Here is a 12358-nt window from a genome sequence, read left to right as displayed (position 1 = left end):
GGTCGTAATAGTTTTACCGATGCCTCAAAGCAACTCAGATAGTCATCAAACCACTTGCTTACCATCCTGCGCATCAATCCGGACTGCTCTCCCTTCGCATAGAGAGCAAAGATTGGCACTCCTTTTGCGTACGCGGCCCCTACTTCTGCCCATGCGTCTGTACCAGAAGGACCAATATAAATTACCAAATCTGCTCCCATGGCCGAATCTATATCAAACCGAAAGCATTTCTCACCGTCAGGACTGTTAATCCATTGGTCCAACGATATCCCAGGCCCGTGTTCGCTGGTCTCGAACTGCCCTTCTAATTCAACGAAGCTGTTCACAAGAAAGCCTCGTTCCCTATAATACTCCGTAAGCAATTCAACGGCATGTTTGTGTTTCCAGCTCGCTGCAAAATAGATAAACTTAGGTTGATATTCCTTTTTACTCATTGCTTGTCTCCTTATGCTGAATGTTCTAAAATTTCTTCCGATGATTCTTCTTTTGCGATCGCTTGATCTATTATTGCCAATCGCTTTGCGTAATGACAAGATGCCTCATATCTGAGTGCTAGCAGAGCATCGAGTTTTGATTTATAAACGGGTCGGGGCGTCCGGTTTGGATACGTTGCATGCTCTCCGAATCTTCCAGGGCCATGCCTAAGCCCGGTTGTCCACCATGCCGGAACGGAACTATCAACATCCGAGCGTTCTGTATCAAAATGAAAAAAGAAGAAGGTAAAACCGTTTAGGGCCTTGCCTTTCTTGGATTCAATTTGTTCAAGTGAGTACGGCTGAGGGACAGGTTTCAGAATATTAAATCCTACCGTTAAAGACAAAGCGTCCTTTTCGAAAGCAGTTAGCTCCCCAGCAGGTGGATAGTCGTATCTCATCCATTTTCTGTTCTTAACTAAACGGCCCTTTGCTGTTTCCATAACTGATGCACCTCCTCAAACTCCGGGATTTTAATATCAGTGCGAAACTTCCAAATTCCCAGATTCCCTTTTACGGGAATTGGCTTAGATAAAGGACGCGAATGTTCCACGAACAATGCGTTTTGTCCTTGAGCATACCAAGGATCCAATGAATCCAACATCTCTTCCGGTCTTCGGCAATCTTTGATGATCGTCACGGCCGTGATTGCTTGGAGAGGGGCGTTCCAAAGCTTGCTGTTGTGACCACGGCTATGTCGTAACATAAGAACTTTCGCCAAGTGGTTATTCTCTCGGTATACGCGTATTAGTTCCTCGTATTCCGGGTTTTCCATGGCTTCCCAATCGACACTCAACGAAGAATGAAGCAATACGGGACCGCGGAATCCAAAGTAACGACTTCGGTTTTCTATTGGCTTTACACCCATGGCGACTAGAGTGGTCCAAGGTTCCTTTACGGAAAGAACGGGATATTCAAACATGAGATTCCACTCCCTGAAATTCAGGACTCCAATCTCTTTCCGGCCATTTTGTGAAGATAAACAGTTCATCTTGCATAAAGTTGGAAACAGATATATTGGTGTGCCCTATGAGATGTAAAAGACCAACTTCGGAAATGGAAGCAACCCGAAGAGTTGAAATAATTAGCATTTCCCTTTTTACGATAGGTTGCTCCCGGTCAGAAAAACCAGAAACGTGAATAATTTCTTGGGGAGGGTTTATTGTCCTTTCCACCCAGACTCCGATCAAGTTCGTACCTCGCGGAATAGAAATAAACTGGGATTCCCCTATTTTATCACGGTCGAGGATGAATGATTGGAATACGAAACGGTTTTTCCGTTCTACTCCTTTCTTAGAATTCCGAGCTATAAGCGACTTATCATTGACCAACGGTATAATCTTGTTATCCGGTCGCACCTTTAGGACTCTTTGAAGAGAAACTTGCTTTTCTTGGGGGGCCTCGTCATCCAGGAACGAGAGGACTGCCCCAAAACCTTCCGCAAATTCAGGATCCAACGACTTAATTACTCCGAACCTATCAGAGTCCTTATCCATCACTACTTGGCTCTGAATAAAATCATGAGGAATCTCTATTATTTCAGAAAGGCGAAACCACCCGGAAGCGTTGTCTGCTTCGAGCTGAATAAACTGTCCGCAGTCCGACGTACCAGATTTACTCAATATTTTCCCACTACAATGGCGAGGCCCAGGAATTACGAAGAATCTTTCATTTGTCATGCGAGGACCTTCATTCCATTCCCGCGAAATATATGATCTGGCGTTTTTTCCTTCGTTGATTGCACTTCACAGTAAACATCCACTTTTGATCCAACCTCAGGGCCAAAGTAAGCTGGAAAGATTCTCGCTTCCTGGCAGTCTCCTTGGATCAACTCATGGTCCATTGGCCGAGACAAAATAATATTGTGCGTCATCGGATCAATTCCTCCTTACTCCGTCGTATCGAATAAAGAACGCTGGTGTGCTCCATATTAAAGATTCGGCCTATCTGCGATTTACTAAGCTTGATCTCTAACAACGCCAAGAAAGCCTCTCTCCGCGCGACGACTACCTCGGGATATCTTCCTTTCTTTAACAAATCTATAATAGAAAGGCCGTGATTATGCGCCGCATCGCCAATGATTTTAGATACTTGCGGAGTGATTACGATAAAGGAAATTGCTGCGGGCGACTTGGCTCCTTTCGTTTGAGCAAGCCAGTGTTTTAAAGCATCTATAACTTCTATTTCCGAGTCACTGGTTTCCGCCTGACATTCCGGGAAGTCTGGTAAGAAACCATAATATGCCGCCCCTCTCCTTTCGATGCACAGCCTTTCCGGATAAGATGATTTCAGCTTCGAATTCACTGGATCTCTCCTTTGCGAAATCGATTTATCAGATCCGCCATCACTAGACCAAATCCGTCTTGCAGTTCCATTGCTTCTTGTTCACTTTTTTTGGAACGTAGACGGCCCCAACCGCGAATCCGGGCGAGCGTTCGCCCTATACAATTTAGGTTATCAATGAGGTATCCGTCATCTTTGAGCATAATACTTTGTCCCATCGGTTCATAAAAGACATCCCGCTTTAGGATTTCTTCCCGGACTTTCTTCTTTATTCTTTCGTTAAGCTCCATGCAAATTCCTTAGGGGCTCGCATTCACGATACGCTGGATGCTCGGAATATAATCTTGGCGTCTTAAACAATTCGGACAGGTGGTACTCGCAATATCCAAAGTTGTACGTGTGGAGTTATGCAGAGTTAGTTTTCCAGCACCCTGGCCGCACCATGTTTCCGGGTGTTCTGCTTTTCCATCCTTCAGAAGATGGATGTATTTGGATAGCCGGACACGGCAGTATTTCTTTTTGCTTTTTGCCATGATATACTCAGTATCTTCCGTATTTACTGACAATATACTGAGTATATTTGTACGTCTATGTCTATTTTCTAATTTTGTTCCTTTTTTTCGATTTCGGACGACGTTGAATATTCAGCCTTTCTTTGATTAACATGCGTTTCAATACGGGAGATTGGACCGGTGTATCCCATCCATGCGATGCAATATGTCGCGCAACGGCGATTGATTCACCAATTTTCAGCATCCACTTATCACCCATGGAAATAAACTCTGCTTGTAAGTAAGAATTGAATTCTTCCTCCGTTTTTACTCCAAGATAAACGCTTAATCCGTAGTAACTGAAGCGTTTCCCAAGAAACCTTATAAGATCTTTCCTTCGTTTTCGTACTACTAGCGAACGCAATAAACTTAGGGAATATAACGGAAGGAAGACCAAGCATGCAACCGGCCCAAAAAGATTATCTAAATGAGGCACTCCAACATTTATTAGAATTTCTTTTTGAAATAAACCTAGACCGGCTCCGAAAGCGGCCGTGAAGAAGAATAATAGCTTTGTCTCTCCTGGTTTAAGACCTACGGGTAAAGTTTCATCCAAATGGGAAAGATAAAGGATCCACCTGAGTATTATGGATCCTTTGGCCTGGTTTTGTAAGTCCGATGAGCTCTTGGCCTTTCGACTTAGCAATCTGATATCAGCGTTTGTTTGCGCTTCTGCGAGAGTGAGGTTGTGCAGTGTCTCAGCTAGGATATACGAAGAAGATATTGGAAACATCACTCAGGAATGATCTTTCACAACTTTTATTCCCACAGAAATTCACTTATTCTTTTTTTTCTTGGAACGGATATATGCAATCTAAATACCCATTGAGGAAGACACGTCGTAAACATGAATACAGGAGTCCATGTTCAGCTTTCCAATTCTTCGGATGCAACGAAGTTCTTTCACTCCCGTTCCCTTTGTAAGGACTATATTTAAGCTTCGCCTTCCCTTGCTCATTTACCCAGATGAGTCCCCAATTAACGGGAAGATCTTCCACTCCAATTATATTTTCCGGGCACAAATAGAATCTCTGGGAGCCCATCCCATTTTCCGGAAATTGCCTGAATAACTTATTCTTATCCTTCAGAAAATCTGCCCGGGAAGCTTTACATTCAATCAAAAAGGAATGTCCCCCTGAACCAAAGCCAATAACGTCTGGGATTTCTTGGGCGGAAGTATTCGCCACTTCTTTTATCACAACGCCACAGGAAGTCCGACGCTGAACCCATGAGAAAGCGATTTCGACTAGCTCATCATGTGAAAAGCAAACATCCTTCGAACCTTTCTTAGGATCCATTTTCACTTTCCCCACCGTCTTTTTTTTCCAAAATCAATTGTAATCTCGCGAGAGCATTCCAAGCAAGGTGGGCCGCATGGAGTAAGTTTGACTCAGGATCCGTGTCCTCGTTAATTTCCGCGAAGTTATGCCGGTCAAGCGCTTCTGTATATCTTTGAATTCCGTCCGGAACAGATCTCCAGCCATCCACTGAATACTTTCGAGCTCCGTATTCCGCTACTTTTACGACTTCGGTGATCGCCCCCGACATACTCCTAAGAATCAGGCTATAACGGAGTTTTCCTGCATCCAATTTCGCCCCAGGCTCATGTGCAGACCTTCCGGTCGGGTCTGATTGTTGTTCCATACCGTGAGCATAACGACCGTATAAACGGTTCCCATTATTTTCCAGGATAAAGATCCGGGTCAATCCCCATGGATTTCATTCGATTCCCACGAATGTCCGCAAGCTTTTTAGGTTTGGCGGCCCTAGCCGCTTCAATAGATTCCTTGGATCGCGTTGAAACGGTTCCTGTCCTCTGCAACCTTACCGAGAATTCTAACGCATCCGGTCCGTCTTTCCCAAAATACGGATATTCATCTAAATCCTTATAAAGTATTTTGGAATCATCGCGGAGAACAAGAAGTTTTGTCGCAACCAGTGGCTGGAGGGCTCCGGTGACTCTCTTTTCTTTATCCCCACCACTCTCAACCGGAACAATAGGAACGAGTATCTTATCTTCGTGTGTCTTATTGTATTCCTTGATCCGGTCCCGTATTAGAAAATGAAAGTGCTCTTGGTTTCCAGTTTCCTCAATTCCGCATACTTCCCACGGGAAAAGAGTTAGGGCGATGATTAAATCGTCGGCGATTTTATCTGGTCTACGACGCTGAATGTCAGAGAATATTTCAAATATTTTCCCCTCGGGAGATCGGGCCGTTCCAACAATGGCTGATAAATCTGATTTTTCATTTTTACCGAGGGAGAGGTCAACCCCAAGTGTCAAGCGCCAGCCTTTCCAAGAATCCGTAGGAGGAAAATGATACCGTTCTATCAATCCTTTGAAACGCTGGTCAACCTCTGCCAACACTTCGTTTTGCTTTTCACGGGCGAACGTAATCGGATCCTGTTCCCGCTCTTTTAACAGTTGTGCAAGGGGTGCTCCTTCCTCCCATGTTGAATATTCTTTTCCATTTGAATCCGTTTCAATAGCCTTGAATTTCTTTTTGTCCCACCCTTCATCCGCAGGGTACTTATCGTCGTCAGCAAATACAACCTCACCCACACAATTGGGGGCAATGGTAGTATAAGACATTAAAACGTCGATTCCCCACCCGGACCCTAGTTTCATCGCTGCCCGGTCGAACCAACGGTATTTTCGTCGCATGGTAGATTCGGAGACTACGTCCTTTTCTTCGTCAGGGTCATCTATGATTAGGGCCGAAGGTCTGTGTTGCTTGTTTCGCTTTCCCCTAATGGCATTCAGGAACCCTTTGGCGATAATTCGAGCTCCACCCCGAAAGACAATATCCGTATCTTTCCACGAAACTTTTTGTCCTTTTCTATCTATGGCAGGATTGAGCTCTGGGAAGTCATCAATTAGCTTTTGGTTGTCCTCAACCTCCTCCACGATCTTCCGCAAAAAGTCCTTCGCGGATTCAAGAGTAGAAGAAATCATAATCACGAACGACCAGTCTCCACGAAGGATGAGCCATAAAACGGCACACAAGGAAAGAATAGTGGACTTTCCGAATCCCCTTGAGAGAGCTCGAACGAGCTTTATTGGACTTCGATTCTTTTTATTCGCAAACTTATGTACATCCCGGATAAGTTCATTTTGTTGGGTGCCAAATTCGCATGAGAAATAATGCCCAAAATATTCTTTGAGAAACTCGCGAAAGTTTTGCAAAACCCTCGCCCGAACGGTCTTTCGAGAATCAATTTGTTCTGCAAATTCCCTTCTCTCCTGCGTTAATTTAGCGAGCCCAAGTTCGATCACTTCCGGAGGATATTTGCTGAATATGCTTTCAACCTTACGCTTAGTTTTCTGATTCACCAAGACCCCCATCAACGGCTTCCTTCATCTCGGCTAAAAATTGAGCGAGGAGTTGCTCGACCTGTTTCTTTTGAGCGGACTTTTCCTTTGTAGTCGGAAGGTGCCCTGTTTCCTTCAACACCTGAAAGGCAAGACTTGGGCTACCATTCTTACCAGAGATTCCTTTATGGAGCGTGTTAAACGCTTCGTCGATGCTCCGATGGAACCGATCCCTTTGGAGTTGTATGACGAGACTCCCTTCTCGTTCCAAAGCATCCTTAAATGGCTTTTCGGCTCGCCATTTATAAATAGTATTCTTTGAATAACCGAGGATTTCTGAAACCTGCTCGATAGAATACCTTGCAGAAAAATAGAGAACGGCTCGTTCCTGATCGATATCTAGTTCAGGATAATAACGGTCTTCGGCTTTGGTATCCTTCCCAATGATTCGTTCAGGCTCTTGAACCCCCTTTTTCCGGGATGATCGCTTTTTTGTACGATTTTGTACTTTTTTGCCGGACGATTTCCCTTTTAGGTTAGGTATTTTCTTCTTCGCGGCCATTAACGAATCCTATATGCCGCAAGCATACCGGCTAATCATCGAAATCGGGCGCCTTATCAGGCTGAACAATCTCTGTTCTTGTTACGGAATCGCTCCACCCAGCCTCATCCCAAGCAACGTGAGATCCACTCATCGTGCATTTCGGATGAGGACATTCATAGCGCACACCATGGCTTCGACATACATCTGGGCGATCAGCATAATTGAGACAATTCCCCGTTTCTCTTTCAAAGTATTTGCAAGTATAAATAAATTGCTGTGCTGGATAGCAGTTTCCTTCATGGTGATCCCCAGGGAAGCCGATGCCTAAAGGGATCGCCATGTCAGAAACTTTTGTTATTTCCTCGCGATTATAGCATAATAGCGAGATCCCTTCTCTCTCCCTCTCTTCGTCATCCATCTCATATATTTCCCTCAATGGCCGTTTCACCGGTTGTTCGGGTGTTTCTTGCGGAAGTCGAATCCCAGAATCCGAATAAGTTTCTTTCAGCCATGCTCCGGCTTCGATTAATTTTTCGGGTGAGAAAGGCAGTAAAAATCTTTCACAGCAATGCCCAGAACACCGGTCTCTTTGAATAAATATCTTGTCTTGCAAAATAAAATTCACTCAAACATCAGGAGGCAGAGCAAATTTAGGATCGGCAAGTGCTCTCAGCCATATTTCAAACCCAACCTCATCAATACATTCCGCCGCTCTCTCGAAGCAGGAAAATCTAAAGGGGGAAGTAGAATGACCTACCGATTCTCTACTTATTTTATATATCCCTATGCGACGCTCCGGGAAATCTTGAATCGGAAGCCCTACTTCAAACCAGACAGGCAACATTCCGTTAAGATTCACAGGATCCTTTTCTGAAATCCATTTCCATATCCTAAGACATGCCATGACCCATTGCCGCATTTGCTCGAACGGTTGTCGATTTATGAAGTAACCTCCCGCTTCATATAAGCTCCAAAATTCTCTCTCATCCGTTGGATTTAATCTGTCATTTGAATTGCTTCTAATTCTATGAGTTCCTCTGCCTTCGAATATCGAGTAAATGTGGGTTATCTTGTTCAGAGAGCTTTTATATGGATCCCACTTAATAGCGGCCAATACCTCTTGTTCTCGAGTAAGCGATTCCAGATCTGCCGAGGTCCGTTTAAGTGCATCCACCGTCTTATCTATCGAAGAACTATTTTGTTTGACCCGGCCTTTATTATATTCGAGATATTCCTCTCCGAGCTCGTTATCAGTTCCCTTTGTTGATACCTGGGGTTGCGTTTCTTTTTCCATTTTTATCCGTCCACCCTTGTATTCATCTTCTCGGGACTTATAAGATTCCATCTACATGTCGAAAGACAAACCCGCCGCTCGAATTCAATTTGTGAAATCTGTTCCTCATTCCAGGAATATTCGAAATTACTTCGGTCCCATCCATCGGGGTCGAGAACCTTCACCCTCTCGAAATATAGTTTCTGCCACTCTCGGCTAGTAAACAATTGGGGACCCATTTTCTCGGATTCCATACTTAAAACCCTCTCAGCCAATGGTTTTGATAATGGTTTACGCCAAGGACGTTTCGTCGTAAGATGGAACATTCCGCAGTTAGGACAGCGATAGTCCCAAAACGCTTCATTGAACATTCTTGCAAATTGCTTTGCTTTATCCCTTGCGATCTTGCGATTTTTAAAACTCCTCTTTCCGGTATATTCGCAAGTTCTTCTACCCTTCATATTGGCTCAAGACGAGAAGTTATCGTCTATTTCAGAATGTTCCCATATCTTTTGAAGGTCATCCTTCGATAATTTGTTCTCTATTAGCTTTTCCAATTTGCGGGCATACGCTAAGACTGCGGTCAAATGATAGCCAAACAATCGTCCGTCGTTCTTCTTGGAACGATTCTCTCGTAGATATTGCTCGGCATTCTCCTTAGCCTTCTGGTTCATTCACATTCCCTTGCCTACTATTACGGGCATTCTTCTTACGTTCTGCCTTGCGAAGAAGAGATAGCCATTCCCGTATTTCTCGCAACTCTACTTCCCAATCGTCGCGTTCCCACGCTGCCAACGGTTCCTTCTTATCATTAAGGAGAGATTCAATTTCGAGAGCGTACCTCCGATAACCTTCGATCGTTAGCGTAATAGAATCTTCAAATTGAACAAAATATTTATAGTGATCTCGAACGATATGGCGAAGTAATTCCGCATTTATAGATATTCCCGCATCCGTTAAGGCGAAGATCCCCTGGATTGCCATTTCTAGCCGGTTATCCCTTCTGAAAAGCTTGCTGGAATACTTCGATGCTGTCTTACTCTCTGGAGTTGCGGCTTCCTTGACTTTTTCTGTTATTCGTTTGGAAACCATTTGAGTTTACCTTCCTATATTTCCGAAATAATCCTTTCATTTCATCGCGGGCAGCGACGGCGTTACCTTTCCTTCGGAATACGTTACCAAATCCTAACCGATCATAATCCGTTTCATCACCGTTCCAAGGCACATCAAGAATACTCCCATCGGAGGTGACAAAATAATATGTTTCCCCTTGAGCAGGTACTAATTGGCTCATTCCTCTTCCTGGTTCGATTTTGCTTCCGGTAAAGGCTCCGATCCGACTGCTTTCAGCGTTTCTCCAAGTCCATTGATTAGCGCGTTGAAGTTCTCGCCATCTTGGGCAAGTTTGAGGAGAATTTTGTATTCTTCGTAGCCCAGAACAACCATCCGAATCGACCGAAGGATCGTAAAATCTCGCGGTTGTTCGATGCCCGCTCCTTTATGGTGTATTTCGCGAAGCTTAAAAACTAACTCCACAGCAAAAGCGGAAACACCAAGTAATAGGAGAAGAAATAGGCCAGTGGTAAAAGACAGGATCCAAACCATCATACCCGCTCCTGCATTTTTAGTTCAACGGGGGTATCATCGTCAGATACTCCATCCAAAACATCTAAATCAATTTCATTCGAACGAGAATGGTATCTTATTTCCAAGGAAAAGCAGGGAAGAGCTAAGGATTCCACTTCTTTTTGTGTAAACAACGTTCCTCGCTCTAAATCGTGTCCCAATCTTACGTAAACTTCGCTACTACGCTTTCTAAGTTTCCAATATATGCAAAGGGCGTAAGCACCATCGAGATTCTTATCGCGGTCTACCAACTTCCAAACATCGTCCTTTTCTTTAGCAAGGACGAGATACCAAAGGGCCTTTGGCGCACGAAGAGCGGGTTGTCCCGAGTGATGGTTTAGGCGATTGATTTCCATTTTCTCTCTTGAACCTTATTTGAAAAGTAATGCGTAAAGGTTCCTTTCTTTTCACGCTGCAATTTCCCTGCACCAGCTTCCATAACGTAATCCCGGAATTCCTGAACCATGCTCTCATCAATGTCGATTCCAACAAAAGACCGACCATTCCTAAGGCATACTCTTCCAACTGTTCCCGGACCCATAAATGGATCGAGAATAACGGCCTTTTCTGGACTTCCCGACTGAATGCAAATCTCAAACAATCTTTCCGGACCCTGGGCAGTATTTTCCCCAGTAGAATTCGGGGTGGGAATAAACCAAGCAGCACGGCGAGAAGCGGTAAAATCTCCGCTGAGCATCTTATCCATTTTTCTAGACAAAATACGCCTTTTTAAAGCAGATGGGTCCTCGGCACCATGATCAATATATTTCTTTTTCCCGACTCCACCGTAATTCCCTACCGCATTTCCACCCATACTTTTTAAAGCAACGTGGACCTGTGGATTTTTGGGGTCAACACCCGATAGTGGAACTGAAACCTTGCTTTTATCTAAGAAATATTTCTTCTGATCTAAAACGAAGAGCAACACATACTCATGCCCGACAGTAAACCGTCTCTTCGCCGATTCTGGGCGAGAAGAACCAACGTTGCCATCATCAGTAGAATACGATTTTATCCAAGGAAGTTCCTGAACAAATTGAAATCCCCTTGCTTGCATTGCCCGCTTAAATTCCCAGGGAACCGACAGAGAACATCCATTTCTGAAAGTATCTCCTATGTTTACAAAGATTGTAGCGGTTGGTTTTAACCAGGGAATGAGATCTTGAAACGTTCCGGCTAAATGTTCAACGTATTCAGAAAGACTTCGTTCCCTTCCAATCTCAAATCCTCTTAATGGATGATTTTCCGCCAAATATTTCCTTTTTTGAAAATATGGGGGAGAGGTAACGACCGAATCTATAAATCCCCTTTTTCTACCGGATTTAAGAACAACTCGAGCAGCTCCGTGAAACAAACTTATATTCACATCCGCTCCTCACAAATTCGGAATATATCGTCAAACAACGTTCCGGAACATTCCCACTTTCCACCCTCCAACTCGGCAAAGTAGGACTGAGAGTACCCTAATTTTTGAGCGAGCTGGAATTGTGTTAATCCGGCAGCTTTTCGAAGTTCTTTAATCTTTTCTGCTAAGGCCATATTTTCCGGCCGGAAATTTTTATCGAAATATTTGGATTGGGCCGCCTCCGCCGATTGACGAACTACCTCACGAAACGTTCCTGGGCCCCATTGATATTCAGTATTCTTCCCGGTAACTTGGAGTAGAAAATTGCCGTTGCCCATATCTGATAGATTGAGCCGTAAGCCCTTCAGTTTTTTCTTAGACCAAAGTTCCTTAAGTTGGTCCATTGTAATATCTTTAACTCCGGCCCCTAAGCGAATCTTCTTGAGATCGCTCTTGAGTGTTGCGAGTGGAATCATGGTTTTCTTTGAAACTTCTACCAGTCTGTCATTCTGGACCTTTTTACCTTGGAAGAAGTCGGGACAATATGCAGTGTATATGTTCACGCGGCCCGAGTAGCCCGTTTGTCTGCGGCCAATATTTCGTGAGATCAGATAAGCAAGTTCATCATCCGGATCTACAATGTGCGCGTCAATGTCGTCCCATCCAAGGAGCGTTACCGCTTTAAACCGATTTTCCCCGGACAAAATGAGATATTCGCCCCGGTCAACCACTCGAACCGAAATGGGCTCCTGCAGACCGTGCCTATTTATATCGTCTGCAAGCGACCTTATAAATTCCACAGACTTCGGAGGAAACAATACCTGATTCTTCGGGTGCGGCTTTAACGCCTTCAACGGTATTCGGGTCGGAGCGGCCATTTCCCTTATTTCATCAGAGATCTTCCTATCGGTTTCGGGGATTACAGCAGTATTCACAGAGCCAACGGTAAT

The 12358-nt window shown here is 44.3% G+C and carries 21 protein-coding genes; all 21 read right to left on the bottom strand.

The window, feature by feature from the left end:
• Nucleotides 1-434: TIR domain-containing protein (locus EHO57_RS14205; protein ID WP_135698417.1), on the bottom strand; the 434-nt coding region annotated here is incomplete at its 3' end.
• Between the two features lie 11 nt (nt 435-445).
• Complete coding sequence (locus EHO57_RS14200; RefSeq protein ID WP_135698416.1) at nt 446-916, bottom strand: hypothetical protein; 471 nt, start codon at nt 914-916, stop codon at nt 446-448.
• Nucleotides 892-1395: an ASCH domain-containing protein gene (locus tag EHO57_RS14195; RefSeq protein WP_135698415.1), complete on the bottom strand. Its 504-nt coding sequence runs from the start codon at nt 1393-1395 to the stop codon at nt 892-894. The genes EHO57_RS14200 and EHO57_RS14195 overlap by 25 nt, the downstream gene beginning before the upstream one ends.
• Nucleotides 1388-2095: a hypothetical protein gene (locus tag EHO57_RS14190; RefSeq protein ID WP_135698414.1), complete on the bottom strand. Its 708-nt coding sequence runs from the start codon at nt 2093-2095 to the stop codon at nt 1388-1390. Before EHO57_RS14190 ends, EHO57_RS14195 begins: the two co-directional genes overlap by 8 nt.
• 247 nt (nt 2096-2342) lie before the next feature.
• The gene (locus tag EHO57_RS14185) at nt 2343-2777 is read right to left on the bottom strand and encodes a helix-turn-helix domain-containing protein (protein ID WP_167882923.1); all 435 of its coding nucleotides are present in this window, start codon (nt 2775-2777) and stop codon (nt 2343-2345) included.
• Nucleotides 2774-3046, bottom strand: a complete 273-nt coding sequence (locus EHO57_RS14180; protein WP_135698412.1) for a hypothetical protein — start codon at nt 3044-3046, stop codon at nt 2774-2776. The genes EHO57_RS14185 and EHO57_RS14180 overlap by 4 nt, the downstream gene beginning before the upstream one ends.
• A 9-nt stretch (nt 3047-3055) precedes the next feature.
• Entirely contained in the window at nt 3056-3289 is a 234-nt protein-coding gene (locus EHO57_RS14175) for a hypothetical protein (RefSeq protein WP_135698411.1), read from the bottom strand.
• 61 nt (nt 3290-3350) lie between these two features.
• A complete protein-coding gene (locus EHO57_RS14170) occupies nt 3351-3863 on the bottom strand; it encodes a hypothetical protein (RefSeq protein ID WP_167882922.1) in 513 nt (170 codons plus the stop codon).
• A 223-nt stretch (nt 3864-4086) separates the two neighbouring features.
• Nucleotides 4087-4605: a hypothetical protein gene (locus tag EHO57_RS14165; RefSeq protein WP_135698409.1), complete on the bottom strand. Its 519-nt coding sequence runs from the start codon at nt 4603-4605 to the stop codon at nt 4087-4089.
• Nucleotides 4595-4951 carry a dATP/dGTP diphosphohydrolase domain-containing protein gene (locus EHO57_RS14160; protein WP_135698408.1) on the bottom strand — a complete coding sequence of 119 codons (357 nt, stop codon included), beginning with the start codon at nt 4949-4951 and terminating at the stop codon, nt 4595-4597. Before EHO57_RS14160 ends, EHO57_RS14165 begins: the two co-directional genes overlap by 11 nt.
• A 34-nt stretch (nt 4952-4985) precedes the next feature.
• A complete protein-coding gene (locus EHO57_RS14155; protein ID WP_246050704.1) occupies nt 4986-6641 on the bottom strand; it encodes a hypothetical protein in 1656 nt (551 codons plus the stop codon).
• Nucleotides 6625-7182, bottom strand: a complete 558-nt coding sequence (locus EHO57_RS14150) for a helix-turn-helix domain-containing protein (RefSeq protein WP_135698406.1) — start codon at nt 7180-7182, stop codon at nt 6625-6627. Before EHO57_RS14150 ends, EHO57_RS14155 begins: the two co-directional genes overlap by 17 nt.
• A 31-nt stretch (nt 7183-7213) precedes the next feature.
• Nucleotides 7214-7777, bottom strand: a complete 564-nt coding sequence (locus EHO57_RS14145) for a hypothetical protein (RefSeq protein WP_135698405.1) — start codon at nt 7775-7777, stop codon at nt 7214-7216.
• A 12-nt stretch (nt 7778-7789) separates the two neighbouring features.
• Entirely contained in the window at nt 7790-8458 is a 669-nt protein-coding gene (locus EHO57_RS14140; protein ID WP_135698404.1) for a hypothetical protein, read from the bottom strand.
• 446 nt (nt 8459-8904) lie between these two features.
• The gene (locus EHO57_RS14135) at nt 8905-9111 is read right to left on the bottom strand and encodes a hypothetical protein (RefSeq protein WP_135698403.1); all 207 of its coding nucleotides are present in this window, start codon (nt 9109-9111) and stop codon (nt 8905-8907) included.
• Nucleotides 9095-9529, bottom strand: a complete 435-nt coding sequence (locus EHO57_RS14130; RefSeq protein WP_135698402.1) for a hypothetical protein — start codon at nt 9527-9529, stop codon at nt 9095-9097. The genes EHO57_RS14135 and EHO57_RS14130 overlap by 17 nt, the downstream gene beginning before the upstream one ends.
• The gene (locus tag EHO57_RS14125; protein ID WP_135698401.1) at nt 9474-9731 is read right to left on the bottom strand and encodes a hypothetical protein; all 258 of its coding nucleotides are present in this window, start codon (nt 9729-9731) and stop codon (nt 9474-9476) included. Before EHO57_RS14125 ends, EHO57_RS14130 begins: the two co-directional genes overlap by 56 nt.
• Entirely contained in the window at nt 9728-10045 is a 318-nt protein-coding gene (locus EHO57_RS14120; protein WP_135698400.1) for a hypothetical protein, read from the bottom strand. Before EHO57_RS14120 ends, EHO57_RS14125 begins: the two co-directional genes overlap by 4 nt.
• A complete protein-coding gene (locus EHO57_RS14115; RefSeq protein WP_135698399.1) occupies nt 10042-10419 on the bottom strand; it encodes a hypothetical protein in 378 nt (125 codons plus the stop codon). Before EHO57_RS14115 ends, EHO57_RS14120 begins: the two co-directional genes overlap by 4 nt.
• The gene (locus EHO57_RS14110; RefSeq protein WP_135698398.1) at nt 10401-11429 is read right to left on the bottom strand and encodes a DNA-methyltransferase; all 1029 of its coding nucleotides are present in this window, start codon (nt 11427-11429) and stop codon (nt 10401-10403) included. The genes EHO57_RS14115 and EHO57_RS14110 overlap by 19 nt, the downstream gene beginning before the upstream one ends.
• Nucleotides 11426-12343, bottom strand: coding sequence for a ParB N-terminal domain-containing protein (locus EHO57_RS14105; RefSeq protein ID WP_246050703.1), 918 nt, complete (start codon nt 12341-12343; stop codon nt 11426-11428). The genes EHO57_RS14110 and EHO57_RS14105 overlap by 4 nt, the downstream gene beginning before the upstream one ends.
• Between the last annotated feature and the right edge of the window lie 15 nt (nt 12344-12358).

The sequence above is a fragment of the Leptospira langatensis genome (genome assembly GCF_004770615.1).
Taxonomy (GTDB): Bacteria; Spirochaetota; Leptospiria; order Leptospirales; family Leptospiraceae; genus Leptospira_B; species Leptospira_B langatensis.
The sequence above is the reverse complement of the archived record's forward strand: the minus strand, read 5'-3'. Positions and strand labels throughout refer to the sequence as shown.

Coding starts and splice junctions, on each gene's coding strand:
- EHO57_RS14175 (WP_135698411.1), bottom strand. CDS start 3,289: ATGGCAAAAAGCAAAAAGAAATACTGCCGTGTCCGGCTATCCAAATAC.
- EHO57_RS14135 (WP_135698403.1), bottom strand. CDS start 9,111: ATGAACCAGAAGGCTAAGGAGAATGCCGAGCAATATCTACGAGAGAAT.
- EHO57_RS14140 (WP_135698404.1), bottom strand. CDS start 8,458: ATGGAAAAAGAAACGCAACCCCAGGTATCAACAAAGGGAACTGATAAC.
- EHO57_RS14125 (WP_135698401.1), bottom strand. CDS start 9,731: ATGAGCCAATTAGTACCTGCTCAAGGGGAAACATATTATTTTGTCACC.
- EHO57_RS14200 (WP_135698416.1), bottom strand. CDS start 916: ATGGAAACAGCAAAGGGCCGTTTAGTTAAGAACAGAAAATGGATGAGA.
- EHO57_RS14130 (WP_135698402.1), bottom strand. CDS start 9,529: ATGGTTTCCAAACGAATAACAGAAAAAGTCAAGGAAGCCGCAACTCCA.
- EHO57_RS14115 (WP_135698399.1), bottom strand. CDS start 10,419: ATGGAAATCAATCGCCTAAACCATCACTCGGGACAACCCGCTCTTCGT.
- EHO57_RS14120 (WP_135698400.1), bottom strand. CDS start 10,045: ATGATGGTTTGGATCCTGTCTTTTACCACTGGCCTATTTCTTCTCCTA.
- EHO57_RS14160 (WP_135698408.1), bottom strand. CDS start 4,951: ATGGAACAACAATCAGACCCGACCGGAAGGTCTGCACATGAGCCTGGG.
- EHO57_RS14195 (WP_135698415.1), bottom strand. CDS start 1,395: ATGTTTGAATATCCCGTTCTTTCCGTAAAGGAACCTTGGACCACTCTA.
- EHO57_RS14150 (WP_135698406.1), bottom strand. CDS start 7,182: ATGGCCGCGAAGAAGAAAATACCTAACCTAAAAGGGAAATCGTCCGGC.
- EHO57_RS14165 (WP_135698409.1), bottom strand. CDS start 4,605: ATGGATCCTAAGAAAGGTTCGAAGGATGTTTGCTTTTCACATGATGAG.
- EHO57_RS14180 (WP_135698412.1), bottom strand. CDS start 3,046: ATGGAGCTTAACGAAAGAATAAAGAAGAAAGTCCGGGAAGAAATCCTA.